We start from the raw sequence: 24,490 nt of genomic DNA on the forward strand, positions 1-24,490 counted from the left end.
CCCCAGGTTTCACTGGGCCAGCACCCGACAATAGAACTTCCATTCCTCCTCGAGGGCATGTGCAAGGTTTTCGGCCTTTCGAAAGCCATGCCGTTCGCCCGCGTAGAAGTGCCCCTCGGCCTCGATGCCATTGGCCTTCAACGCCTCAAGCATCGAGCGCGTCTGCTCCGGCACCACCACAGCATCCAGTTCACCCTGAAAGAAAATCACCGGTACATTGATCTGCTCGGCATGCAACAGTGGGGTGCGTTGGCGATAGCGCTCGGCATCCTGTTGCGGGTCACCGATCAGCCAGTCGAGGTAATCGCCTTCGAACTTGTGCGTGGCGCGGCCCAGCGCAACCGGGTCACTTACCCCGTAGAGGCTGGCACCGGCACGGAATACGTCATGGAACGCCAGGGCGCACAGGGTGGTATAACCGCCGGCACTGCCACCACGTATGAAGGCTTTGCGGTGGTCGATCAAACCGCGTTCGGCCAGGTGTTCGACTGCCGCGCAGGCATCCTGTACATCGCTCTGGCCCCAGCGCAAGTGCAGGGCCTGGCGATATTCGCGACCATAACCAGTACTGCCCCGATAGTTCAGGTCGGCAACGGCGAAGCCACGCTGGGTCCAGTACTGAACCCGTGGGTCCAGCACCGGATAGCAGGCTGAGGTTGGCCCACCATGGATGAACACCACCAGCGGGGAAGGCCCTTTGGCGCCGGCTGCCGGGTAAAAGAAACCATGGGAAACCTCGCCGCCACTGTCGTAGAGGATGGATTGCGGCTGGCTGATGCACTCGGCTGGCAGTAACTCGGCGCCGCCTGCCAGAACCCGTACTTCGTGGCTTGCCCGGTCAATGGCAATGACGGCTGGCGGGCTGATCGGCGAGGCAGCGATTGCGTAGAGATGCCCGGCGTCGATGGCCAGGCTACGAAAACGGCTATAGGCACTGGCGAAACGCTCCATCTGGCCGTCGACGGTGCGTAGCCCGAGTTGCCCAACGCCACCTTCGAACCAGCTGGCCAGGTAGCTTTGTGGTCCGATTGCCAGCCAGGTGCTGTTGCCCAGTTGCCAGGGTGCGGCAGCGTGGTCTGCAGGCTCGGCGGGCAAGGCTTGCCATAGCCCGCCCAACTCGCCCCAGGGCTGCCAGAAACCATTACGGTCGGACAGGCAGTACAAGCGCCCTTGCGCGTCGAAGCGAGGTTGCTGGAGGGACTCGTCATTCGCCGCGATGCAGCGCGCCGCGCCCCAGCTACCGTCACTTTGCCGTTCGCGACACATCAGCCGTGTGACTGTCCATGGCTGCGCCGGCCGGTCCCATTCGATCCAGGCCAGGCGTGTGCCATCGGCGCTGATCGTGGGGGATGCATAGAAATCAGCGCCTGCGCCGAGCTCTTCAACGGCGGTCTCACCCAATGCCACCAGGCGATGTTCCACACTCTCGCCATGGCACTCCTCGACCGCCAGCACTTGGCCGTCGTGCCATTGCAGGTCGCCGTAACGGCATTGGGCATTCTGGGTCAACGCATGCGGTGGCGCGCCATCAAGTCCCTGGTGATAGATCTGCTGGTCCTTCTCGTTGACGAACACCACTGCGTCATCGCTCAGGCAGAAACTGCCTCCACCGTATTCATAGACCCGGCTGCGCACGCTGAAGCCGTCAGGCGTGAGGCAGCGTGCCTGCTGGTCACGCCAGCACCAGATGCGGCAAGCACCGTCGGCCGGGCGAAATTCATTCCAGAACAGGCCTTGGGGGCTGGCTTTGAGTTCGGCGAAATCGGTGCCGGCGGCGACAGCCTGCGCGGCACTGAATTCACCCGCGGGCAATGACACGTGAGTTGCGCTCATTACGGAAGGTCATCTGTTCAATGGCGAGGTCGGCTGTTTCTGCCTCCTCGCGGGCCTTGAGGATGATGCCGTGGTCGCTCGACTTGGCGCACACCGGGTCGGCGTTGCTGGCATCGCCGGTGAGCATGAAGGCCTGGCAGCGGCAGCCGCCGAAGTCCTTTTCTTTCTCGTCGCACGAGCGGCAGGGCTCGGGCATCCAGTCATAACCACGGAAACGGTTGAAGCCGAACGAGTCGTACCAGATGTGCTTGAGGTCGTGATCGCGGACATTCGGGAACTGCACCGGCAGCTGGCGTGCGCCATGGCAAGGCAGGGCAGTGCCGTCCGGCGTGATGGTCAAAAACAGGCTGCCCCAGCCATTCATGCAGGCCTTGGGGCGCTCTTCGTAGTAGTCCGGCGTGACGAAGATCAGCTTGCACGGGTTGCCTTCGGCCTTGAGCTTTGCACGGTACTCGTTGGTGATGCGTTCAGCGCGTTCAAGCTGCGCACGGGTCGGCAACAGGCCCAGGCGGTTGAGGTGCGCCCAGCCATAGAACTGGCAGGTGGCGAGCTCGACGAAGTCGGCCTCCAGTGCCACGCACAGCTCGATGATGCGGTCGATCTTGTCGATGTTGTGCCGGTGAGTGACGAAGTTGAGCACCATCGGGTAGCCATGGGCTTTCACTGCCCGAGCCATCTCCAGCTTTTGTGCGAAGGCCTTTTTCGACCCCGCCAGCAGGTTGTTCACCTGCTCGTCGCTGGCCTGGAAACTGATCTGGATGTGGTCCAGCCCGGCTTCCTTGAAGTTGGCGATACGTGCCTCGGTCAGGCCGATGCCGGAGGTGATCAGGTTGGTGTAGTAACCCAACCGGCGCGCTTCGCCGATCAGCTCGGCGAGGTCCTGGCGCACCAGCGGCTCACCGCCGGAAAAGCCGATCTGCGCGGCACCCATTTCACGGGCCTCGGCCATTACCTTGAACCACTGCGCGGTCGACAGCTCCTTGCCCTGTTCGGCGAAGTCGAGGGGGTTGGAGCAGTACGGGCACTGCAGCGGGCAGCGATAGGTCAGTTCGGCCAGCAGCCACAGCGGCAGGCCGACCGGTACCTCAGGCGAGTGTGATCCAGTGTTCGCCACGGGCCACCTCCATGAATTGCTCGATGTCATCAGCGACTTCGGGCACACCAGGGAATTGCTGTTCGAGCTCGGTGATGATCGCGTTCACATCACGTTTGCCGTCGATCAGGCCGCCTATGAGGGAGGCGCTGTCGTTGAGCTTGATCATGCCCTCAGGGTAGAGCAGCACGTGGCCTTTCTGCGCCGGTTCGTACTGGAACCGGTAACCGGGGCGCCAGTTCGGCACTTGCTTGCGGTCGAAACTCATAGGGCAATCCCCTTGTGCCATACCCGTTGCTGGGTGACGGTGTGATACGGCGGGCGGTGCAGCTCGTAGGCCATGCTCATGGCGTCGAGCATGCTCCAGAGGATATCCAGCTTGAACTGCAGGATTTCCAGCATACGCTCCTGGCCCGCCCGGGTGGTGTAGTGCTGCAAGGTGATCGTCAGGCCGTGCTCGACATCGCGCCGGGCCTGGCCCAGGCGGGTGCGGAAGTACTCGTAGCCGGCAGGATCGATCCACGGGTAGTGTTGCGGCCAGCTGTCCAGGCGCGACTGGTGGATCTGTGGGGCGAACAGTTCGGTCAGCGAGCTGCTGGCCGCTTCCTGCCAGCTGGCACGGCGGGCGAAGTTCACGTAGGCATCGACGGCGAAGCGCACACCTGGCAGCACCAGCTCTTGGGAACGCAGCTGGTCCGGGTCGAGCCCCACGGCCTGGCCCAGGCGCAGCCAGGCTTCGATACCACCGTCTTCGCCCGGGGCTCCGTCGTGGTCGAGCAGGCGCTGGATCCACTCGCGGCGCACTTCGCGGTCCGGGCAGTTGGCCAGGATCGCGGCATCCTTCATCGGGATGTTCACCTGGTAGTAGAAGCGGTTGGCTACCCAGCCCTGAATCTGTTCGCGGGTAGCGCGCCCTTCGTACATCGCCACGTGATAGGGGTGATGAATGTGGTAGTAGGCGCCCTTGGCGCGCAGGGCCTGCTCGAATTCGGCAGGCGACAGTGGCAGTGCCTCGCTCATCGGGCCTCCTTACAACTCGATGCTCATGCCGTCGAAGGCGACTTCCACACCGCGGCGCTGGACCTCGGCGCGTTCGGGGGAGTCTTCGTCCAGAATCGGGTTGGTGTTGTTGATGTGGATAAGTACCTTGCGCTGGCGTGGGAAACCGTCCAGCACCTCGAGCATGCCGCCGGGGCCGTTCTGCGCCAGGTGACCCATTTCGCGGCCAGTGCGGGTGCCGACGCCGCGGCGCTGCATTTCATCATCCTCCCACAGCGTGCCGTCGACCAGCAGGCAGTCAGCGCCGTGCATCATTGCCAGCAGCTTGTCGTCGACCTGGCCCAGGCCGGGCGCGTAGAACAGCTTGCCGCCGGTGCGGGTGTCTTCCACCAGCAGCCCCAGGTTGTCGCCCGGATGTGGGTCGAAGCGGTGCGGGGAGTAAGGCGGTGCGGCGCTGCGCAGCGGGAACGGAGTGAACCTGAGGTTGGGGCAGGCCGGGATGACAAAGCTGCCCTCGAGCTCGATGCGGTTCCACTGCAGGCCACCGTTCCAGTGGCTGAGCATGTTGAACAGCGGGAAGCCGGTGGTCAGGTCCTGATGGACCATGTCGGTGCACCAGACCTGATGCGGGCAGCCTTCGCGCAGGCTGAGCAGGCCGGTGGTGTGGTCGATCTGGCTGTCGAGCAGGACGATGGCATTGATGCCGGTGTCGCGCAGGGCACGGGCCGGCTGCATTGGCGCGAAGGCCTGCAGTTGGGCACGGATGTCGGGTGAGGCGTTGCACAGGATCCAGTGCACACCGTCGTCGGACAGGGCAATCGACGACTGGGTGCGTGCCGTGGCGCGCAGGCTGCCATCGCGATAGCCCTTGCAGTTGGCGCAGTTGCAGTTCCACTGCGGGAAGCCACCGCCGGCGGCGGAACCGAGAATCTGGATGTACATGGTTGCTCTCTATCCGAACTGTCCGAAGAACCGTAGCCGAAAAAACGACAACGCCCCGGCTGGCCGAGGCGTTGAAACGCAGGCAGTGCTTAGCGGCTTGCGAAGTACATGGTCACTTCGAAGCCGATACGCAGGTCAGTGTATGCAGGTTTGGTCCACATGGTTTTTGCTCCTTCCGGGTTAGGGTAGAGGGTTCAGCTATTTGTTTGGCGTCGCCTCGCGCCGAAGGTTCCGGCGGCTGAGATAGCGTTATCTTACAAGAAAATCTTGTACCGAAAGGTTAATTCTTCGAAAAGCGCCCTTGCGGTATACGTAACAATTGACCCCGGATCAGTGCCAGGCCCCCGCTGGCGCAGGCCCATTGGCCAGGCAGAGCAAGGGTGAATCGGCTGCGAGCAAGCGGCCCAGCAAATCGTCCAGATGCGCCTGTTGCGTCTTCAGGATAGCCACGCGTAACGCGGGCAGATCGTCGGGTAGTGTAGCCAAGTGTGTCTGCCATGCCCAATCGGCAAGCTCCGCGTTGGCCATGGCTGGCTCGTCGAACTGCGCCGCCAACCTTTGCCGTGCAGCAGCGTCGAGACATACACCTTGGCGCAGGAGGGTGAGCAGGTGACCGAGGATCTCGGCGTGGGTGGCACGGGGCGATTGCACGCCGAACAGCAGCCCGCCGATGCCCTCGACCTGACGAAAGGTACTGAATACGGCGTAACCCAGCTGCAATTCCACCCGTAGCCTTTGGTACACGGGCCCTTGCAGCAACTGGGCGAGAAGCCGGCCGCAGGCTTGCTGATGGTCAGGCACGGGGCAAAAAAGCAACAGTGCGGGTTCGCTGCCCGGCACCTTGGCGTGATGCCAGCGGCGGCCGTGCCAGTCGGGCGGAGGTACCGGCATGCCAAACTGCCCGGGGCAGCCTTGCAATGCTGCGCTCAGGGCCTGCAGGGCGGTTGCGTCGAACCCCACAGCCAGGCCATGCCATCGGCTGTGCTGCCATGCATCGTCGAGTGCCTGTTGATTGAGCGCGCGGGTTGGTTCGGGCTTTGGTGCTGCGCCGGTGAGTGCATCTGGCAGTTGGTTGAGCAGGGCCCTGATCGGGATCAGCAAGGGGGGCTGTTGTGTCGCAGGCTCCCAGTCAGCGGGCGAACGCAAGCACGCCATCGCGAGTTCGACGGCCCTCGTGACCGCTGCGGGCAGGCCAGTGCAACGCAGCTGCCAATTTTCGCCTGCGGCACTGAACTGCAGTTGCAACGCGGCACGCTCGCACCGCGCCTGTAGCGGCTGCAGGGCGCGTTCGAGCACGGCGTGCAAGCCCTGGCGCAGGGCCGAAGGCACTTGCCAGCGCAGGTGAAATGCCCCGTATTGGCGTGCCGCCGGCAGTTGCTCACTGACCGTCAGCGCTGCAGGCAATTGAGGCGCCTGCGTGGGGGGCAAGCCGGTAAACAGCAAAGGCTCGGGTGCTGGCAGCTGCCATTGCCCATGCTTGCGCGATGGCAGGCCTTCGAGCAGTGCCTGAAGTGCGCAGAGTGCTTGTGCATCAAGTGCCGCCAATGGCTGGCCTGCGCTGTCACGGCGGGCCAACTCGAGGGGGCTGGCGTTGCGTTCGCGGCTCTGTTGCAGAAGGCCGAATTCGGCGTTCAGGTGCGCCGGGCCGGATTGCCGGATAAAGCCGAACCATCCGTGCAGCAGGGCGTGTACTTCCTCTGCACAGGCGTCTGCGCTGAGTTCGAGCTCGATGTGCCAGAGCATCTGCCCGGCGAAGGCGTACAGCATTTCTGCCTTGAAAGTTTGCAGCCAGCTGCGCTGGCGCAGTGCATCCAGCCAGGTGCCCGGCCTGCTGTCGCTCAAACCGGCAATCAGCAACTCCAATGCTCGTTCGCCACCAGGGGGCAGGTTTTCATGGGTGAATACCAGGGCTGTGTTCGTGTTCGACAGGGCAGGTGGCGGTGTTTGTGGCGTGCGTTCGCCGAAGGCAAACAAACCAGCGTAGTGCCTGCCAAGCTGTTCGAGCTCATCCAGCGGTTGCGGCCCACACAGGCTCAAGGTGATCTGGCCACCGTGGTAGTAGCGTTGATGGAAATCTGTGAGGGCCCGCTGAAAGGCAGGATCCTGCAACGCCAGGGTATACCGGTTGCCTGCATGAAAACCGCCTAGCGGATGGCCAGCCGACACTGATTGCAGCAGGGCAAAATCCTTCTGGGCCTTAGGGTTGCGCGACCAGGCGATGAATTCGGCATGGATCACTTCACGCTCGCGGCGCTGGCGTTCGCTACCCAGGTCGGGTTCGGCGAGCATCTGGCAAAGGCGCTCCAGCCCGCCGGCCAAGGCTGCGGGCGGGACTTCAAAGAAGAAATCTGTGGTGCGTTCGCGGGTGCTGGCGTTGACCTGCCCGCCGAGGGTCTGGACGTAGCGCATCAGGCCGTCATCCAAGGCGAATCGAGGAGTGCCGAGGAAGAACAGATGCTCGAGAAAGTGCGCGAGCCCAGGCCATTTTGCCGGGGCATCGTGGCTGCCCGCGTGGACCCTCAGCGCAGCAGCCGAGCGCTTGAGCCGCGGGGCATGGCGCAGGGTGAGCTGCAGGCCGTTGGCTAATACGAGGTGGCGAGTGGCATCAGGCATGGGGGCTCCGGGGTAAGCACTCATGCTAACAAATAAGTTGGCCTGACCGCCGGCAAAGGCTGTTCTCAGCCCCGCCGCAGATGCAATTCCTGGCGCAGATCTGCGAGGTAAGGAAACGCTTTGCGCCCCTGCACCACCTGTTCATGTTCCAGTTGTGCCAGCAACTGGCACTCATCCCGACCGGCCATGGCCAGCAGGCTGCCATCCGGCCCGATGATGCTGCTCTGGCCGCAGTACTGGATCTCGCCCTCGGCCCCGCAATAGTTGGCATACACCAGGTAGCACTGATTTTCCTGGGCCCGGGAGCGCACGGTCACCTGACAGACAAAATCATACGGGGTCATGTTTGCGGTCGGCACCAGGATCAGCTCAGCGCCATCCAGCGCCAGGCGCCGGGCATTCTCCGGAAACTCGATGTCGTAGCAGATCAGCAGCCCCACCTTCCAGCCCTCCAGCTCGACCACCGGAAAGTGGTCGGCACCGGGGCTGAACAGGGCGCGGTCCAGCTCACCGAACAGGTGCGTCTTGCGGTAATTGCACAGGCTGCGGCCATGGGCGTCGATCAGTTGCACGCTGTTGTAGATCGCGCCATCGTCAGTGCGCTCGGGGTAGCCGTAGACGATGGCGATGCGATGCGCCTGGGCGATCTCCACCACCTCCATGGCCGACGGGCCATCATCGGCCTCTGCCAGGCGTTCTACCTGTGCCAACCCGATGTTGTAGCCGCTCAGGAACATCTCCGGACACACCAGCAACTGCGCGCCGCGCTCGGCCGCCAACTGCGCCTGGTGGCGCAGCCGTTGCAGGTTGCCGGGCACGTCCAGCGGGTTGGGCGTGCCCTGGAACAGAGCGATGCGCATGCTGCCTCCTTGTCTCAGTCTGCCAGGGCGATCGGCCCGATCTCGTCGAACACGTCGCCTGGGCCTGGATTGTCCGGATGGGTCTGGCCACCGAAGTGGTTCATGATACCCCACACCGCATTCAGCGAAGTCTGCACTGCCCCCTCGACCCAGGCCGGGGTCCACGACACGTCATCGCCGGCAATGAACATCCCGCGCTGCTCCATTGGCATGTCCTGCTGCATGAAGTGCGCGTACATCCGTTGGTTGTAGCGATAGTGGCCAGGCAGTGCGCCCTTGAAGGCACCGAGGAAGTGCGGGTCGGCCTCCCAGGAAATGGTGATCGGGTCGCCGATGATATGCCCGGCGATATCGGTCTTGGGGTAGATCTTCTTCAGTGCATCCAGGGCCAGTTGCACGCGTTTTTCCACGGGGTGCGGGAGCATCTTCAGGGCGTCGCTCATCCAGGCGTAGGACAGGCAGATCACGCCGGGCTTGTCGTCGCCGTTATCGAACAGGTAGGTGCCGCGGGTCAGCCGATCAGTGAGGGTCATGCTCATCAGGTCGCGGCCGGTTTGCGGGTCTTTGTCCTTCCAGAACGGGCGATCGACCATGACGAAGGTTTTCGACGACTGCATGTAGCGGGTACGGTCCAGGGCCATCCACATCTTTTGCGAGAACAGTGATTCTTCACAATCGATCTGGGTGGTCAGCAGCCAGCTCTGGCAGGTGGCGAGCACGGCGCCGTAGTGGCGGGTGTCGCCCCAGTTGTCGGTGACGGCCAGGCGCCCGTCGGCTGCGCGGGCGATGCGCTTTACCCCGGTGCGTGGTGCGCCGCCATGCAGCGCGCTCAGGCTGGTGCCCTCGGGCCAGTGGGCGCAGCGCTCAGGTACATGGCGCCAGATGCCCTGCGGTACCTGCTCCACACCGCCGACGATCAGGTGCTGGTGGTCGTCGCAGTTGGTCATCACCACACGGAAGATTTCCAGCATCGAGTTGGGGAAGTCCGAGTCCCAGCCGCCTGTGCCGAAGCCGACCTGGCCGAACACCTCACGGTGCTGGAAGCTCAGTTGGGCGAACGAGCGCGAGGTGGCGACGAAGTCGTAGAAGGTGCGGTCGTCCCACAGCGGCACCAGCTTGTTCCACAGCGCTTTGAGGCGCGGAACATCGCGATCGCGGATCGCCTGCTGGATATCGGCGAACTGCGCGCCGCTTTCCAGTGCGTCGGCCCAGGCATCGGCTACCTCGTGGAACAGTTTGGGCAAATCGCTGACTTTTTCGGCGTAGTAGGTCTGGCCTTCCAGGTCGATCACCGTGCTGCCGGATGCCGGTGTCAGCGGGTTGGGGAAGGGCTTGGTTTCCAGGCCCAGCTTGTCCACATAGTGGTAGAAGGCGGTGGAGGACACCGGAAAGCGCATGCCGCCGAGCTCGGCGATGACCCCGTCGGTGCCGTTGAAGGCCTGCGAGCGCAGTCGGCCACCCATTTTCGAGGCCTCATACACCACAGGCTTGAGCCCCAGCTTCATCAGCTCGTAGGCCGCCACCAGGCCTGCGATGCCGGCACCGACGATAGCGACTTCCGCACCGTGGCGATCAGCCGGAATACTGCCCAGCCCAGCCGGGTGCTCCAGCCAGTCGTCGAAGCCGAACGGGAAGTCCGGGCCGAAGATGGTGATGGGTTTCTTGCCGTCGGCCGGGTGGCGGTTTTTCTTGTTCATTGCTGTGACCTTGCCAGAGCGGCTGCGCAGGGGCGGAGCCTGAGTATAGGAGATGCCTGGTGGTCATTTTAGGGAGCGGGGTGTTCGTAATTAAGATGCAAAATGCCGTCGTATTGGCTTTTTTTTCGTCATAACGACATGGCTATAAATACTTGTGACGATTTTTGCTCGGCAACTGTACCGCTGTCATCTAGAAGGGCTGGCCGCGGTCCACTTTGCTGCTGAGGATGATCGAGGTGGTGGTCTTCTCCACGCCCTCGACGCTACCGATCTGGTCCAGCAGTTGGTCCAGTTGTTCTGGCGAATCGCTGCGCAGCCACGCTACGTAATCGAACTCACCGCTGACCGCGCACAATTGCTGCACTTGCCCCATGGCAGCCAGGCGCCGCACCACGTCCTTGCCGGAGCGCGGTTGCACCTTGATCCCGACATAGGCTTGCAGGCCGCCATCGACCAGGCGCTGGCCCAGTCGCACGCCGTACCCGGTGATGACTTTTCCCTTCTCCAGCCGCGCCAGGCGCGAGTTGACGGTGGTGCGAGCGATACCCAGATGGCGGGCAAGGGTGGCGACGCTTTCGCGGGCATTGATCTGCAGCAGGGCGATCAGTTGGTGATCGATTTCATCGAGGGCGATTGGGCGGGGATTCGACATGGCGAGTCTCTACAGTGGGCTTGGTAGCCTAGCCACGCAGCGCCAATCAGGGCAAGGCAAAGTGCTGCTGCGTGGCTGACTTAATTGCGGCATGATAATTGGCAGACTTTAGTGGACCCACCGTGTGAACTTCGAAACTTTGCTGGAATGCTGGCGGCAGGAAGTCTCCAACAAGAAAAAGCCCGGGCGCCGTACCAGCCTGTTCTTCAACGTGCTGCGACGTGCGCGCAAGGACAACAAGCTGCGCTTTCTTTTCGCCTACCGCCTGGCGCAGTACCTTGATGCCCGCGGCGGCCTGAGCAGGCGGTATGCCCGCAGCATGCAGCAGCGGCTCAATCTCAAGTACGCCGTGGACATCGACATCGGCGCGCAAATAGCTCCCGGCCTTCGTATCGCCCATCTGCCAGGCGTGGTGATCACTCGCCACGCAAGCATCGGGCGTAATTTTTTCATACGGCAGAATTGCTCGGTCGGGATCAAGACCCTTGGCCTGGACCATTACTCGCTGTGCATAGGCGAGAACGTCAGCCTCGGTGCCAATAGCTGCATCGTTGCTGACCACATCAGCATCGGCAACAACGTGGTCATTGGGGCCATGTCTCTGGTGACCCGAGACATTCCTCCCGATAGCACCTTCTACAACCCGCGCCAGCGGAACCTACAGCCACGGCAGGATTCTTGAGAGCCTGAAAATGAAGAAAGCCGCGCAATCGCGCGGCTTTCTTGTATCGGGTGTCCACACGGACTCGAATTGGCGTAATGGCAGGATCGTGTCGCGTTGCGCTGTTTTGTCGCTGCGAGGTCAGCCTTGAGCGTTTTCCGGGTGCTGTAGCTGGTAGCGCGTGCTGCGCCCGCCGCCGGGCAGTCGGGCAAGGCAGCCCTTCTCGACAAGATCGCTCAGGTGGCGCGTGGCGGTGGCTTTCGAGACCTTGGCCACGGCCTGGTATTGCGCGGCGCTGATGCCGTTCTCGAAACCTCTCTCGCCGCCATCGAGCAGGCGGTTAAGCACTTTGACCTGCTCGGCAGATAAAGCTTGGCTGCGGTGAGCCTGCCAGAAGCGCGCCTTGGCCAGCACGCGGTCTATACGAGCAAGGGCTTGCTCCAGACTCTTGAGCAGCGTTGCGAGGAACCATTGCAGCCAGGCGGTGATATCCAGCGTGCCCTTCTGGCTGGCCTCCAGGATGCGGTAATAGCCGGCACGATCGTCGAGGATGCTAGCCGACATGGCGTAAAAGCGGATAGCCTGCTGTTCGCCCTGAGCCAAAGCCAAGTCGGTGATGGCGCGTGTAAGACGACCATTGCCGTCATCGAATGGGTGCAGGGTAACGAACCAGAAGTGCGCAATGCCGGCACGCAAGAATGGGTCGAGGCTCGCATCGCTGCGGCTGCTCTGGAACCAGGCAAAGAAGTCGTCCAGTTGCGCTTCCAGCCCGGCGCGAGGTGGGGCCTGGAAATGTACGGTAGGGCGCGCGAGACGACCGGAAACTACCTGCATGGGCTCTTCGCCGCGCAGCATGCCGACGCGTAGCGGGCGGGCCATCAAGTGGTCATCGCTGGGGAACAGCCAAGCATGCCAGGCGAACAGCCGCTGCAGAACGAGCGGCTGCTGATAGGCGCGGGTGGCATCGAGCAGCAGTTGCGCCAGGCCTTCGGATCGAGAGGTGGTGCGACCTTCCTCGTTCAGCCCCAGGCGCCGTGCCAGCGACGAGCGCACCGAGCCGACATTCAGCTGCTCACACTCGATGGCGGATGAAGTGACGATATTCTGCAGTAGGGCATCCAGGCTGCTCTGCACTTGCGTGTCACTACTTACAGCTCCCAGCATCCCGAGCAAGCGGCCTTGAGCCTGGCCGCAAGCGCGCAGCAGCGGGGCAAGTGCATCGGCTTGCCAGCTAAAGTGCGCCCAGTTGGGCTGCTGCCAGATCCAGAGCGGTTCATTCATGGAGGGGTGCTCTTTTTTGAGCCGATTAACGAGCTTATTCGGCTCATTTGGTGAGCCGATAATGCCGGCTATTCGGCTCCCTGTCTAATTTTAAAGCCAGGTTGGCTGACTTAATGAGTGCACCTGATTTGTGGGTGTTGAGCCAGCTCACGCGACTGCTTCCAGCAATTCAGAAACACTCTTGAATCGATAAAAGAACGCATCACGATCCAGTTCGGCCAGCTTCAGGGCCTGAGCCAAAGAGCGATCGCCCGGATGCTTGATCGCAGCCCCTCGACCGTTAGTCGTGAGCTTCGCCGTAACGCCGCCAGTACCTCGCCCTATTCTGCCAGCCAGGCTCAGCAACAAATGCGCCTGCGTCGCAAGGCGTGCCGACCTGCGCGCAAGCTTGAACCAGGTGGCGAACTGGGGATTCCATGACCATCCGGACACCCATTCCACCAACATCCGGACACTGATTCCACGTTGATCCGGACACTCATTCCACAAGTATCCGGACACCGATTCCACGGCCATCCGGACACTTTCAGGCAGGCAGCAACGCAGGATTATTCACTACCATCGGCCTCTTTTATCGAAGCGAAGTGGTCGTCGTGGAGCGTTTATCCATGCGTAAAATCCGAGAGGTACTACGCCTAAAGTTCGACGCCGGCCTGTCCGTGCGCAATATCGATCGTGTCCCGGGAAGTGGTGTAACTGAACCAGCCGAAGGCGCCCTGCGGGCGAAAGAGGATGGTCATCGTGGTTCTTGGCTAACGTTGAGTTTGCGGACTTAACATTCACCAGAGAAACCACGATGACCAAGCCCACTATCGCATTGACCGAGTTGGTTGAGAAAGGGGCAGATGCTGATCTGCTCAAGCAAATGATCCAGTTCGTTGCCCAGCGCATGATGGAGTTCGACGTCGAAGGCCTGTGCGGTGCTGGCTTCGATGTCAAAAGCCCAGACCGGACAAATAGCCGTAATGGCTACCGTGATCGCCTTTGGCAAACCCGCGCCGGCGACGTTGACCTGAAGATCCCGAAGCTGCGCCAAGGCAGCTACTTTCCTGGCTTCCTCGAACCCCGACGTACCGCCGAGAAGGCCAGATGGCGGGTTATGCCAAGACCGACTTGCTGATCCTGGATGACTGGGGCCTGGCGCCGTTTACCGCCGCACAACGGCGCGACATGCTCGAACTGCTGGACGACCGCTACGGCAACCGCTCGACGCTGGTGACCAGCCAGATGCCGGTAGACAAATGGCACGCACTGATCGGCGATCCGACCTTGGGCGACGCGATCCTCGACCGGCTGGTGCACAACGCTTACCGGATCGAACTGAAGGGCGAATCGATGCGCAGGCGCGCAACGAAATTGACGACGACAGGGGCTTCAGACTAACAATGCAAACCTGCGTCCCTGCGCTCCGACTGCCTGTCCGAATGAGCGTGGAACGAGTGTCCGGATGTTCGTGGGCTGAGTGTCCGAATGGCGTGGAATCCGCAATCCAGCCGCTCATGTTCTTCGTTTCCAGCACGAGATGCCGTAGGGCGAAAGGAATATGTGGTCGATCTGCGTGGTGCCGTCGGGTGTGCTCAGGGTGACGTTGTGCAGGCGGCGGTGGGTCTGCTGATCCAGCTGCCAATGGGTAAACAGTCGCACCAGGAGTTCGCCAATATGGCCCTTGTTCCAGGGCGATTTAAGTAGACCGATCAACAGTGCTGCTGGAGTAAACCAGATCAGCATGCTTTAGACTTGCGCAATGACGGGGGTGAATTCCATTTTCCAACCTTCAGCAATCCTGAGTTAACCAAATAGTACCGAAATCTGGCGTAAAGGCGCGATGATATTTATTGGCTGTATTCGGCTCATTTCGTGAGTCGAATAGTTAAGGCCAATCAGCTCACTGTGGCGTCTTAGCGCACAGCTTCGGGGGGATCTGCAGCCATTGGCCCTGCGCCATGAATTCAGCGCTTCTTTGCCAGCAACTCAGAGCGGCCAATCACCTCTCGGCTGCATTGTGGTTTGCGCGGCCCGGAGAAGCCGGCGTCTTCAATGGCGGTATCCAAGCCGCGAAAGTGCGGGGCGGCGTTGGGGCTGCGCAATGTCTCCATTCCCTCGTTCCAGGCATGCACCATGTGTTTGGCCACATCGCGCCAGGCAGGCTCGTTTTTCGCGGCTTCGATCACTTCTCTACCGACCGCTACGGCGGACTCGCAGAGTTGCTCGACCATGGTGGCATACTGGCGCGGTGGAATACCTAGGACGGCTTTGAAAAAGGTTTCCAGCGAACGGCCCGGTGTCCAGGTTTGTCTGCCGCTTACGGACAGGCCAGGTGGGTTGCTGGCGAAGCGCGGGTAGGCCTGAGTGGTCACCAGGTCATAGGCCGGAGTAAAGGCCACGTCAGCACGCGAGGTGTAAAACAGCGCGATGTTCTTCGCGTGGCAATCAGCATTGCGTACCACGTAGTTGGTCAGCAGCTGCCAGCCTAGATGCTCGCGTTGCGTCTGCAGACGATCAGCGGGGATATAGGCCCGCGTGGCCTTCCACACCCGCTCGGTGGTGGGGGCGTACTTTTCATGTGGTGGTAAACCAAGCAGCCCACAGGCGTCTTCGACTCCGTAGCGGGGGATGCCGTGCGCGTCCACGTCGAAGCGATCCACTACCAGGACTTTGCCGTCTTCTGACATACGACAGGTGGTGACAGGCACGACATTCAGCCGGGCCAGTACGCGCATGGTGTAGAACTCGTTGAAGCCTAGAAAAGGGGTCGTGTCGTCGGATCCCTTGATGATGTGCGAACCGGTGCGCAGTGTCGGTTTACCCAGCGGCTCCCGAGGTTCGGCGGCGTCGCTGGAGATGAACTTTGGCACGACCCCCGACACGGCTACCCGCGCGTATTGCCGCACCAGTGCGGCAAAGCGTTCGTTGGTGTTTTCTGCCTTGAGTAGGTGTTCTATCTCGAGCGGGGCGATCTCGACGCCAGGCTGGACGCCTTCAGGCGTCACTGAGACTCTGCCGATGCCGGTGCCACCCACGACGCCCAGCAGCGACAGGTCGGTGCCATCAAGCAGCGGGCCGAACTCTTCGCGGATAACGCCCAGTAAATACCCTTCGGGCAGGTTCTGGCGGAAAAACGGGAACAGGTCACGGGGCCAGCGCCATGCTTCTTCGCGAACCGGCATAGTCAGGCTGACGAAGTCTTCCGCTGCGCTGCCTGGCAGGTATTTCAGCACGTATTCATCGCGCTCCCGATAGAGCTTGGCCACCAGCCTTGAGCTGACGTGGACATCGAGAATCATGCTCACGCGCTCCCTGACCGCTGCTCGCTGAGGATGTCTTCAACAGTGCGCTGGTGTCCGGCTTTGACTAGCTTCAGGTCGTAGCCGGCCGCTTCCAGCAGGCGAACCAGCACTGAAACACTCATATCGCCTTTGGCCAGTGTTTCCATACGTGCCACGGTCGTGCGCGAGACGCCGGCACGTCCGGCCAGCGCTTCCTGGCTCAGCTTCGCCTCACCACGCGCCTGTTTCAGCATTTCGGAGACATCGTAGAGAGAAGTCATTTGTAGCCCTTGGGCATCAAAAATAGGTGTAATGCTGTAAAATGTAGCCCGTAAGCTACATTCGAACAAGTGTCGCCGGGACAAATTTTGTAGCTCATAGGCTACATAGTGCGTGGGTCAGCGTGATTTTGTGGCTCAGGGGCTACAAGGACACAGGTATTGCTCAGCATCTGCATCGGTTTCCGGTGCTGTTAGCTTTTGCGCGCCCTACCTCACAGCCCTGGCGTGCTATTTCCTTCTGCGCACAGCGGACATGAAAAAGCCGCGCAATGCGCGGCTTTGAGTTTGGTGGGCCCACACGGACTCGAACCGTGGACCAAAGGATTATGAGTCCTCTGCTCTAACCAACTGAGCTATAGGCCCTCAGTAAGTGCCCGGATTATAACGAGGGTTTCGAAAGCGTGCCATCCGAAAGATCGGTTAGTGCTATGCGAAGAAACGCCGCTGCAAAATCATCTGGTGGCAGCGGCAGGCTGACGATATAGCCCTGGATCTGTTCACAACCTTCGGCGGCCAGGAACCGTTGCTGCGCCTGGTTCTCCACGCCTTCGGCAATGATGGTCAACTGCATGCTACGCCCCAGCGCGATGATGGCGCGGGCGATGGCTGCATCGTGCGGGTCGTCCGGCAAGCCGCGGATGAACGACTTGTCGATCTTGAGGATGTCCAGTGGCAGGCGCTTGAGGTAGCTCAGGGATGAGTAACCGGTGCCGAAATCATCGATTGCCAATTGCACACCCAGCTGCTTTAGCTGGTGCAGCACGGCCAGGGCTTCTTCGGCCTGGCTCATGATGAAGTTTTCGGTAATTTCCAGCTGCAGGTCGCCTGCCTTCAGTTGGTAGGTCTTGAGCAACTGCTCGATGCGCTTGGCCAGGCCATGGTGGCGCAGCTGCGCCCCGGCGAGGTTTATCGAAAGCGGGCCGAAGGCCTGGTAGTGCTTCTTCCAATGGTGCATCTGCCGGCAGGCCTGCTCCAGCACCCAGTCGCCGAGCTGCAGGATGGTGCCATTCTCTTCGGCGAGGTGGATGAAGTGCTCTGGCGGCACCTCGCCGAAGCTGGGGTGGCTCCAGCGGATCAGCGCTTCGGCGCCAACCAGGGTCTGGGTCTTGAGGCTGAACTTGGGCTGGTAGCACAGGCTCATTTCGTTGCGTTCTATGGCGCGGCGCAGCTCGTGCTCCAGGGCAATACGTTCGCTGGCCTGGGCTGTGAGGTCACGGGTGTAGGCTTCGACACGGTTGCGGCCTTTGGCCTTGGAGCGGTACATGGCGGCGTCGGCGTTGCGGATCAGTGTGGCAACGTCGGTGCCGTCCTGGGGATAGAGGCTGATGCCGATACTCGCGCTGGTGAAAAACTCGTGTTCGCCGGCCTGGAAGGGGGCGCTGAAGCAGGACAGCAGTTTGTTGGCGATGGCACTGGCGTCACTGGGTTTGTGCAGGCCGGGCAGCAGGATGATGAACTCGTCGCCACCCAGGCGCGCCACGGTGTCGACGTCGCGCACTTGCTCCTTGAGACGCTGGGCGATGCCCTTGAGCAGCAGGTCGCCGACCGGATGGCCGAGGCTGTCGTTGATGTGCTTGAAGCGATCAAGGTCAAGGAACAGCACCGCGCCCTGGCGGTTGGAGGCTTGCGGGCAGGTGAGCGCGGCCTGCAGGCGGTTTTCGAACAGCGCGCGGTTGGGCAGGCCGGTGAGCGGGTCGTGGTGAGCCTGGTAGTCGAGCTTGGCCTGAGCGTGCTTGAGGCTGGAGATGTCGGCGAACACGGCGACAAAGTGGGTGATCTCGCGGTCGCTATTGCGCACCGCGCTGATGGTCAGCCAGCCCGGGTAAAGTTCGCCATTTTTGCGTTTGTTGTAGATCTCGCCCTGCCAATGGCCTTCGGCTGTGAGCTGATGCCACATGGCGGCGTAAAAGGCGCTGTCATGCTGACCGGAGGCAAGCAGGCGCGGAGTCTGGCCCAGGGCTTCGGTCTCGTTGTAGCCGGTGATTTCGCTGAACGCACGGTTTACCGCGCTGATGCGCTGGTCGATATCGGTGATCAGCACGCCTTCGGCGGTGTTTTCGAACACGGTGGCGGCCAGTTGCAGTTTTTCCTGCATCAGGTGGCGCTCGGTGATGTCACGGGCGATGGTCAGCATGCAGTCGACGCCGGCAATCGGTAGTGGCCGTGCGGACAGCTCGCAAAGGCGTATCTGCCCGTCGCTGCGGCGGATATGGCAGCTGAAATCGCGCACAAAACCATCGTGGGAGAGTTGAGCGATCAGGCGTTTACGTTCGTTGAGGTCGACCCAGATGCCCAGGTCGAAAGACGTCTGGTCCAGGGCAGGATCGAGGTCATAGCCGGTCAGCCGGCAGAAGCCCTCGTTGACCTCGATCAGCAGGCCATCGCTCTGGCGCGACAGCAGCAGGCCGTCCGGAGACGCGTGGAAGGCCTTGGCGAATTTCTCTTCGGAGGTTTGCAGTTGCTGCTGGGTTTCTTTCAGTTGGCTGATGTCGCGAACCGCCACGACGAAAGCCAGGGTGCCATCCAGCTCGAAGGTTTCGGCAGAGGTCAGGCCCGTGAACAATTGGCCATTGCTGCGACGGAAGCTCATTTCCAGGTTGCGGATACCTCCCTGGTGCAGGCGCTCGAGCAGCAATGGCCCGGCACCTTGCGCACCCCACAGGTTCAGCTCTGTAGCGGTGCGGCCGACCACCTGACCTGGGGTCAGGCCGATCTGCTCCTCGAAAGCTTCGTTGACCTCCAGCAGGCACCCATCACTGTGGCGCGCAATCAACAGGATGTCGGGGCATTGCTGGAATACCGAAGCGAACTTCTGCTCCGACAGGCGCAGGGCGTCTTCAGTGCGCTTGGTTTCGCTGATGTCGATCATCAGCCCGCGCATCACAGGCCGGTGGCCGTGCTCGATCATGCTGACGATGTTGCGCACCCAGAGTGAATGGCCATCGGCACGCATCACCCTGTAATCGAGGCTGTGGTCGCGCCCGGCTGCTGTTTCACTTTCGCAGTAGGCCTGGGCCCAGAGTGCGTCCTCCGGGTGCAGGATGCTGCGCCAGAAGCCTGGTTTGAGCCATTCATGCAAAGGGTAGCCAAGCAGGTCTTCGGCATGGGGTGAGACGTAGCTATAGGTGAAGTCATTGGCGTCAGCTTCCCAGGCGATGGCTGAGAGGCTTTCGATCAGCCCGCGGTAGTGGTACTCGCTGCTGCGCAGTTCCTGTTCCAGGGCAATGCGCCTGGATATTTCCGAGCTGAGGCGGCGGTTGATGCGGATCACCACGGCCAGGATGGCGATCAGCAAAAGGACGCCGGGCAGTCCGTACATGAGCATGTCATTCCAGAACGTGCGTTGATCGACCACATTGCCGACCCAGCGTTGCTGGATCTGCCTGATCTCGTCACTCGACATGTCGGCCATGACCTTGTCGAGGATGCCGACCAGGACCTTCTTGTCGCGCGGTGCGGCCATGGCCAGCTGATAGCGATAGGGCGTTTCGCCGCTGACATAAAGGCCGTCCAGCTTGAGCTGACGCAGGCTCCAGATGCTCGAGGCGAGGTCACCGACCACAGCATCCACCTCATCGGTGGCCAGTGCCTGCAAGGTCGAGCTGACATTGGGCATGGCGACCAGGTTGAGATCTGGATGGTGGGTACGCAGCAGTTCGTGTGGAGCGTAATTCTCCACCACAGCGATTTTCAGGCCGTACAGGTCCTTCAGTGTGCGGGGTTGCTGGCCGCCTTCATGGGCCAGGATGACGATGGGGAAATCCAGATAAGGGCGTGTGAAAGCCAGGAAGCCCTGGCGTTCGGGGGTTGACATGACGCCGGGTAAAAGGTCGATGCGGCTTTCGCGCGCCTGTTCAAGTACCTCGGTCCAGGTGCTGGGTTCGACCGGCTTGAATGCCACGCCCAGACGGTCCTGGAGCATGGCGATGTAATCGGCGGCCAATCCCTGGTACCGGCCTTGCTGGTCACGAAATTCGAACGGTGGCCAGGAGGCGTCGACGCCCAGCTTCAACTGCGGGTGGGCAGCGAGCCAGGTTTTTTCCTCGTCTGTCAGGGTCAGGGCGCCGGCCGTTGTGTTCCACAGGATCAGGAGCAGCAACAGAATGGCCGGCATTGGCGGCATGGCAGCCTCGCATTCAGGTGGTCTGAATTCGAGTGTAGACGGGCAATCGCCGCGAAGGGTAGCTACTTGCCACGACCTTTTGTCACATAAGAAAAACCCCGGCCTGGGCCGGGGTTCGTCATCACTCGTCGAGGAAGGATCGCAGGTGCTCGCTGCGCGTCGGGTGGCGCAATTTGCGCAACGCCTTCGCTTCGATCTGACGGATCCGTTCACGGGTCACGTCGAACTGCTTGCCCACTTCTTCGAGGGTGTGGTCGGTGTTCATGTCGATACCGAAACGCATGCGCAGCACCTTGGCTTCGCGTGCGGTCAGGCCCGAAAGCACGTCGCGAGTCGCTTCCTTGAGGCTTTCGACCGTGGCCACGTCGATCGGGGACTGCATGGTCGAGTCCTCGATGAAGTCGCCCAGGTGCGAATCTTCATCGTCACCGATCGGGGTTTCCATGGAGATCGGCTCTTTGGCGATCTTCAAGACCTTGCGGATCTTGTCCTCAGGCATCTCCATGCGCTCACCGAGCTCTTCCGGGGTCGGTTCGCGACCCATTTCCTGCAGCATCTGCCGGGAAATACGGTTGAGCTTGTTGATCGTCTCGATCATGTGCACCGGGATACGGATGGTGCGTGCCTGGTCGGCGATCGAGCGGGTAATCGCCTGACGAATCCACCAGGTGGCGTAGGTCGAGAACTTGTAACCGCGACGGTATTCGAACTTGTCCACCGCTTTCATCAGGCCGATGTTGCCTTCCTGAATCAGGTCGAGGAACTGCAGGCCGCGGTTGGTGTACTTCTTGGCGATGGAAATCACCAGACGCAGGTTCGCCTCGACCATTTCTTTCTTGGCGCGGCGAGCCTTGGCCTCACCGATGGACATGCGGCGGTTGATGTCCTTGATCTCGGCAACGGTCAGGCCGGTCTCGGTCTCAAGGTCGATCAACTTTTGCTGACAGGCGACGATGGCGGCGTCCTTTTCACCCAGGGCAGCAGCCCATTTGGTGTTGCGCTTGGCCAGGTCACCGCTCCAGGTCTGGTCGGTCTCGTTGCTCGGGAACAGGCGCAGGAAGTCGGCACGCGGCATGCGCGCATCACGTACGCACAGTTGCATGATGGCACGCTCTTGCTGGCGCAGGCGGGCCAGGGCATCACGAACGCGCTCGACCAGTACCTCGAACTGCTTGGGCACCAGCTTGATCGGCATGAACAGATCGGCCAGGGCCTGCATTGCACCGATGCTCTCGGCGTGGCTGCGGCCATGCTTTTTCAGCACCTTGAGGGTGATGGCGAGCTGATCCGATACCGCGCCGAAACGCTGGGCTGCAACGACTGGGTCCGGACCGCTCTCGGTCTCTTCCTCATCGTCACTGCTATCGTCGCTTTCTTCCTCGTCCTCGGCCTCTTCCTTCGTGGCAGCGGCCTTGGCGCCAGGGATCGGCACTTCTTCGGTCGGAGCGGCGATATTGTCGTCAGGGTCGATGTAACCGCTGAGAACATCGGACAGACGGCCACCTTCGGTGGTGACGCGGTCGTATTCACCGAGGATGTAGTCAACTGTGCCCGGGAAGTGGGCAATAGCGCCCATCACTTCACGGATGCCTTCCTCGATACGCTTGGCGATTTCGATTTCGCCTTCGCGGGTCAGGAGCTCGACCGTACCCATTTCGCGCATGTACATGCGCACTGGGTCGGTCGTGCGGCCGATATCGGTTTCAACGGCCGCCAACGCAGCAGCGGCTTCTTCGGCCGCGGCTTCGTCGGTGTCGGCTTCCGCCAACAGAAGGGCATCCGCATCCGGAGCACTCTCGAATACGTTGATCCCCATGTCGTTGATCATGCGGATGATGTCTTCCACCTGTTCAGGATCTGAAATATCCTCAGGCAGGTGGTCGTTGACCTCCGCGTAAGTCAGGTAGCCCTGCTCACGACCGCGGGTGATCAATTCTTTGATACGAGACTGCTGTTGCGCTTTTCCGGACATAACACCCTATCCACTGAAGGTCTTGGCGGGCAAAAAACAAGCCGAGGATTATACCCGAGCATGGGCCTCACGCGCCAGATGAGGTCGGCGTTTGTGCGGGAACATTCCGGCTCAGCAGGGCGAGAAGCTGAGATTTTTCCTCGCTGCTCAACTCGCTTTGACGTGCTTTCCTGAGCAGATGTTCCAGGCTGCGCTCGCGTTGGCGGGCGGACAAGCTAGTTATAGTGTCGAAAAACTGTTGTTCAAGGTTGTCGGCCACGATCAGCCATTCCTTTTCTGCCAGGGCCCGCAGCAAGCGGCCCTGTTCAGTGCCGTGCCAGCGTGCGATCAGCTGCATTGAGCTTAGCCCAGGATTTTTCTGCGCGGCCTCGATCAGCGCCACCAGCAACTGGCTGTAGAGATGCTCTTCGTCGGCAAAGTGGCTGGCGTCCTCGACTTTGCCGGCCAGCAACGGGTGGTGCAGCAGCGTGCGCAAGGCCGCCAGGGTCGGGGGTTCCACCGGTGCCGGCGTGCGTGGCGGCGCTTCATCGCGCTGCTGCCACGGCTTGCCTCCCTTGCGGTTCTTGTCCCAGGGCTTGTCGCTCCACGGCTTCTTGCCGCCCCCCTTGTTCGGCTTCCACTGCTGCTCCTGCTGCGCCGGGGCGTAGTCGTGTTGCGGCATGTCGCCATAGTCGGGGGTGTAACTGGCCATGGCGTCGTAGTCGTAGCCAGGGTCATAGTCCGGCACGCTGTTGGCGGCAGGCGCCTGCTGGGCCAACTGCTCGACCTGCTGTGGATCGAGGCCGGTAATTTCCTTCAGGCGATTGCGCATCAGCTGGCGCAGGTTGGCGCCGGGGATTTTTTCGATCAACGGTGCAGCCAGGGTCGCCATGTGCGCCTTGCCTTCAAGCGAGCGCGGGTCGGCCTCGACGCTCAGTTGCTCGAAGAAATAGTCGGCCAGCGGCTGGGCGTGCTGGTTGATGCGCGCCATGAAGGCATCGGTGCCCTCTGCGCGTACCAGGCTGTCCGGGTCTTCGCCTTCGGGCAGGAACAGGAAGCGCGCACGGCGCCCGTCCTGCAGTGCCGAGAGGGTCGACTCCAGGGCGCGCCAGGCGGCCTTGCGCCCGGCCTGGTCGCCGTCGAAGCAGAACAGTACGCTGGGCACCACGCGAAACAGACGCTTGAGGTGTTCTTCGCTGGTGGCGGTGCCGAGTGTCGCTACGGCATTACGCAGGCCCTGCTGGGCCAGGGCGATGACATCCATGTAACCCTCGACGACGATGATCTCGTCGAGGTTGCGGTTGTGCTTGCGTGCCTCATACAGCCCGTAAAGTTCCTGGCCCTTATGGAATACCGGGGTCTCCGGGGAGTTGAGGTACTTGGGCTTGTCGTCGCCCAGAACGCGGCCGCCAAAGGCGATGATGCGCCCGCGGCTGTCGCGTATCGGGAACATCACCCGGTCGCGGAAGCGGTCGTAGCGTTTGCCGCTTTCGGCGTTTTCGATCAGCAGGCCGGCGTCGATCATCACCTTCTGTTGCAGGGTGTCCGCGCCGAGGTGCTTGAGCAGGTTGTCCCAGCCGGGTGGTGCGAACCCAAGGCCGAAGTCGCGGGCAATTTCGCCCGACAGGCCGCGGCCCTTGAGGTAGTCCACTGCGGCTTTTCGGGTCGGGTGGCTGCGCAGGGCCTGGCGGTAGAATTCCGAGGCTGCATCCAGCAGCGGGTAAAGCGGCGAGTCTGTAGGCTGTCGCGGCTTCTGGCCGCGACGGCCTTCCTCGCGGGGCACTTCCATGCCTGCGGCACGGGCCAGTTCCTCGACGGCCTGGGGGAAGTCCAGGTTGTCGTGGTCCATGACGAAGCCCAGGGCGTTGCCGCCTGCGCCGCAACCGAAGCAGTAATAGAACTGCTTGTCCGGGCTGACCGTGAAGGACGGGGTTTTCTCTTTGTGGAACGGGCAACAGGCAGAGTAGTTCTTGCCGGCCTTTTTCAGCTGGACGCGCGAACTCACCACGTCGACGATGTCGAGGCGGTTGATCAGGTCGTCAATGAAGCTTTGGGGAATCAGCCCGGCCATGGCAGTCTCGTCATCTGGCAACTGGCAAGTCTAAACGCTAGCGCGCCGTTAGGGGCAAGAGCTGCTAGGGGATGTGCGAGGGAATGTGTGCTCGTCGGTAGCCTCCAGGTAACCAGGGGCTCGTCAGTGAGGACGTGCACGACTGGTCGAAACCAGCTCTGACGTTT

Annotated in this window: 17 protein-coding genes, 1 tRNA gene and 4 pseudogenes; 4 read left to right on the plus strand and 18 right to left on the minus strand. The window is 61.6% G+C overall.

Translation table 11 applies throughout. The annotated features are described in order from the left end of the window. Window positions 1–9: 9 nt before the first annotated feature. From ACMGGN_RS23905 to ACMGGN_RS23950, 10 genes are all read right to left on the minus strand, one after another. Complete coding sequence (locus tag ACMGGN_RS23905; protein WP_414156334.1) at window positions 10–1,833, minus strand: prolyl oligopeptidase family serine peptidase; 1,824 nt, start codon at window positions 1,831–1,833, stop codon at window positions 10–12. Continuing rightward, a complete protein-coding gene (gene pqqE, locus ACMGGN_RS23910) occupies window positions 1,799–2,947 on the minus strand; it encodes a pyrroloquinoline quinone biosynthesis protein PqqE (protein ID WP_414156335.1) in 1,149 nt (382 codons plus the stop codon). The genes ACMGGN_RS23905 and pqqE overlap by 35 nt, the downstream gene beginning before the upstream one ends. Then, on the minus strand, window positions 2,919–3,194 hold the full coding sequence (pqqD, locus tag ACMGGN_RS23915) for a pyrroloquinoline quinone biosynthesis peptide chaperone PqqD (protein WP_012316584.1): 276 nt from the start codon (window positions 3,192–3,194) through the stop codon (window positions 2,919–2,921). Before pqqD ends, pqqE begins: the two co-directional genes overlap by 29 nt. Next, complete coding sequence (gene pqqC, locus ACMGGN_RS23920) at window positions 3,191–3,946, minus strand: pyrroloquinoline-quinone synthase PqqC (protein ID WP_046787558.1); 756 nt, start codon at window positions 3,944–3,946, stop codon at window positions 3,191–3,193. Before pqqC ends, pqqD begins: the two co-directional genes overlap by 4 nt. 9 nt (window positions 3,947–3,955) lie before the next feature. Beyond that, entirely contained in the window at window positions 3,956–4,867 is a 912-nt protein-coding gene (gene pqqB, locus ACMGGN_RS23925; RefSeq protein WP_046787559.1) for a pyrroloquinoline quinone biosynthesis protein PqqB, read from the minus strand. Between the two features lie 89 nt (window positions 4,868–4,956). Then, complete coding sequence (pqqA, locus tag ACMGGN_RS23930; RefSeq protein WP_008365141.1) at window positions 4,957–5,028, minus strand: pyrroloquinoline quinone precursor peptide PqqA; 72 nt, start codon at window positions 5,026–5,028, stop codon at window positions 4,957–4,959. Between the two features lie 169 nt (window positions 5,029–5,197). Next, window positions 5,198–7,480 (minus strand): pyrroloquinoline quinone biosynthesis protein PqqF, encoded by a 2,283-nt coding sequence (gene pqqF, locus ACMGGN_RS23935; protein WP_115273045.1) that lies wholly within the window; start codon window positions 7,478–7,480, stop codon window positions 5,198–5,200. Window positions 7,481–7,545: 65 nt separating this feature from the next. After that, window positions 7,546–8,340, minus strand: a complete 795-nt coding sequence (locus tag ACMGGN_RS23940) for a carbon-nitrogen hydrolase family protein (RefSeq protein WP_251962680.1) — start codon at window positions 8,338–8,340, stop codon at window positions 7,546–7,548. Window positions 8,341–8,354: 14 nt separating this feature from the next. Further along, window positions 8,355–10,037, minus strand: a complete 1,683-nt coding sequence (locus ACMGGN_RS23945; RefSeq protein WP_125924622.1) for a flavin monoamine oxidase family protein — start codon at window positions 10,035–10,037, stop codon at window positions 8,355–8,357. Between the two features lie 190 nt (window positions 10,038–10,227). Next, window positions 10,228–10,689 (minus strand): Lrp/AsnC family transcriptional regulator, encoded by a 462-nt coding sequence (locus ACMGGN_RS23950; RefSeq protein WP_115273044.1) that lies wholly within the window; start codon window positions 10,687–10,689, stop codon window positions 10,228–10,230. Window positions 10,690–10,813: 124 nt separating this feature from the next. Between ACMGGN_RS23950 and ACMGGN_RS23955 the strand changes: the two genes are divergently transcribed. Then, window positions 10,814–11,371, plus strand: coding sequence for a serine acetyltransferase (locus tag ACMGGN_RS23955; protein ID WP_174141939.1), 558 nt, complete (start codon window positions 10,814–10,816; stop codon window positions 11,369–11,371). A 120-nt stretch (window positions 11,372–11,491) separates the two neighbouring features. Here ACMGGN_RS23955 and ACMGGN_RS23960 read toward each other — a convergent pair whose 3' ends face one another. Beyond that, window positions 11,492–12,631 (minus strand): Fic family protein, encoded by a 1,140-nt coding sequence (locus ACMGGN_RS23960; RefSeq protein WP_174141938.1) that lies wholly within the window; start codon window positions 12,629–12,631, stop codon window positions 11,492–11,494. Window positions 12,632–12,820: 189 nt separating this feature from the next. Here ACMGGN_RS23960 and ACMGGN_RS23965 point away from each other — a divergent pair. The 3 pseudogenes from ACMGGN_RS23965 to istB form a co-directional block, all read left to right on the plus strand. Then, window positions 12,821–13,036 (plus strand): annotated as a pseudogene (locus ACMGGN_RS23965) (helix-turn-helix domain-containing protein); the annotation flags it as partial. Window positions 13,037–13,427: 391 nt separating this feature from the next. Next, a pseudogene (locus tag ACMGGN_RS23970) lies at window positions 13,428–13,718 on the plus strand (transposase); the annotation flags it as partial. A gap of 2 nt (window positions 13,719–13,720) precedes the next feature. Then, a pseudogene (istB, locus tag ACMGGN_RS23975) lies at window positions 13,721–14,014 on the plus strand (IS21-like element ISPre4 family helper ATPase IstB); the annotation flags it as partial. Between the two features lie 94 nt (window positions 14,015–14,108). Here istB and ACMGGN_RS23980 read toward each other — a convergent pair. The 7 genes and pseudogenes from ACMGGN_RS23980 to dnaG all read right to left on the minus strand — a co-directional run. Continuing rightward, window positions 14,109–14,359 (minus strand): annotated as a pseudogene (locus tag ACMGGN_RS23980) (nuclease-related domain-containing protein); the annotation flags it as partial. 221 nt (window positions 14,360–14,580) lie between these two features. Then, the gene (locus ACMGGN_RS23985; RefSeq protein ID WP_115273039.1) at window positions 14,581–15,915 is read right to left on the minus strand and encodes a type II toxin-antitoxin system HipA family toxin; all 1,335 of its coding nucleotides are present in this window, start codon (window positions 15,913–15,915) and stop codon (window positions 14,581–14,583) included. A gap of 2 nt (window positions 15,916–15,917) precedes the next feature. Next, window positions 15,918–16,178 (minus strand): helix-turn-helix transcriptional regulator, encoded by a 261-nt coding sequence (locus ACMGGN_RS23990; protein WP_115273038.1) that lies wholly within the window; start codon window positions 16,176–16,178, stop codon window positions 15,918–15,920. Between the two features lie 286 nt (window positions 16,179–16,464). After that, a tRNA-Ile gene (locus ACMGGN_RS23995) sits at window positions 16,465–16,541 on the minus strand. A 16-nt stretch (window positions 16,542–16,557) separates the two neighbouring features. Next, window positions 16,558–20,301: an EAL domain-containing protein gene (locus ACMGGN_RS24000; protein WP_046787565.1), complete on the minus strand. Its 3,744-nt coding sequence runs from the start codon at window positions 20,299–20,301 to the stop codon at window positions 16,558–16,560. A gap of 121 nt (window positions 20,302–20,422) precedes the next feature. Then, the gene (gene rpoD / locus ACMGGN_RS24005) at window positions 20,423–22,273 is read right to left on the minus strand and encodes an RNA polymerase sigma factor RpoD (RefSeq protein ID WP_119687869.1); all 1,851 of its coding nucleotides are present in this window, start codon (window positions 22,271–22,273) and stop codon (window positions 20,423–20,425) included. 67 nt (window positions 22,274–22,340) lie between these two features. Further along, entirely contained in the window at window positions 22,341–24,323 is a 1,983-nt protein-coding gene (gene dnaG / locus ACMGGN_RS24010; RefSeq protein WP_046787567.1) for a DNA primase, read from the minus strand. Window positions 24,324–24,490 lie beyond the last annotated feature (167 nt).

It is taken from the genome of Pseudomonas sp. BNK-30 (assembly GCF_047456185.1).
Classification (GTDB): domain Bacteria; phylum Pseudomonadota; class Gammaproteobacteria; order Pseudomonadales; family Pseudomonadaceae; genus Aquipseudomonas; species Aquipseudomonas putida_E.

Excerpts from the sequence above, each read along its gene's own strand:
- ACMGGN_RS23905 (WP_414156334.1), bottom strand. The coding sequence starts at position 1,833 with ATGAGCGCAACTCACGTGTCATTGCCCGCGGGTGAATTCAGTGCCGCG.
- pqqD (WP_012316584.1), bottom strand. The coding sequence starts at position 3,194 with ATGAGTTTCGACCGCAAGCAAGTGCCGAACTGGCGCCCCGGTTACCGG.
- pqqC (WP_046787558.1), bottom strand. The coding sequence starts at position 3,946 with ATGAGCGAGGCACTGCCACTGTCGCCTGCCGAATTCGAGCAGGCCCTG.
- pqqB (WP_046787559.1), bottom strand. The coding sequence starts at position 4,867 with ATGTACATCCAGATTCTCGGTTCCGCCGCCGGCGGTGGCTTCCCGCAG.
- pqqF (WP_115273045.1), bottom strand. The coding sequence starts at position 7,480 with ATGCCTGATGCCACTCGCCACCTCGTATTAGCCAACGGCCTGCAGCTC.
- ACMGGN_RS23940 (WP_251962680.1), bottom strand. The coding sequence starts at position 8,340 with ATGCGCATCGCTCTGTTCCAGGGCACGCCCAACCCGCTGGACGTGCCC.
- ACMGGN_RS23945 (WP_125924622.1), bottom strand. The coding sequence starts at position 10,037 with ATGAACAAGAAAAACCGCCACCCGGCCGACGGCAAGAAACCCATCACC.
- ACMGGN_RS23950 (WP_115273044.1), bottom strand. The coding sequence starts at position 10,689 with ATGTCGAATCCCCGCCCAATCGCCCTCGATGAAATCGATCACCAACTG.
- ACMGGN_RS23960 (WP_174141938.1), bottom strand. The coding sequence starts at position 12,631 with ATGAATGAACCGCTCTGGATCTGGCAGCAGCCCAACTGGGCGCACTTT.
- ACMGGN_RS23985 (WP_115273039.1), bottom strand. The coding sequence starts at position 15,915 with ATGATTCTCGATGTCCACGTCAGCTCAAGGCTGGTGGCCAAGCTCTAT.
- ACMGGN_RS23990 (WP_115273038.1), bottom strand. The coding sequence starts at position 16,178 with ATGACTTCTCTCTACGATGTCTCCGAAATGCTGAAACAGGCGCGTGGT.
- ACMGGN_RS24000 (WP_046787565.1), bottom strand. The coding sequence starts at position 20,301 with ATGCCGCCAATGCCGGCCATTCTGTTGCTGCTCCTGATCCTGTGGAAC.
- rpoD (WP_119687869.1), bottom strand. The coding sequence starts at position 22,273 with ATGTCCGGAAAAGCGCAACAGCAGTCTCGTATCAAAGAATTGATCACC.
- dnaG (WP_046787567.1), bottom strand. The coding sequence starts at position 24,323 with ATGGCCGGGCTGATTCCCCAAAGCTTCATTGACGACCTGATCAACCGC.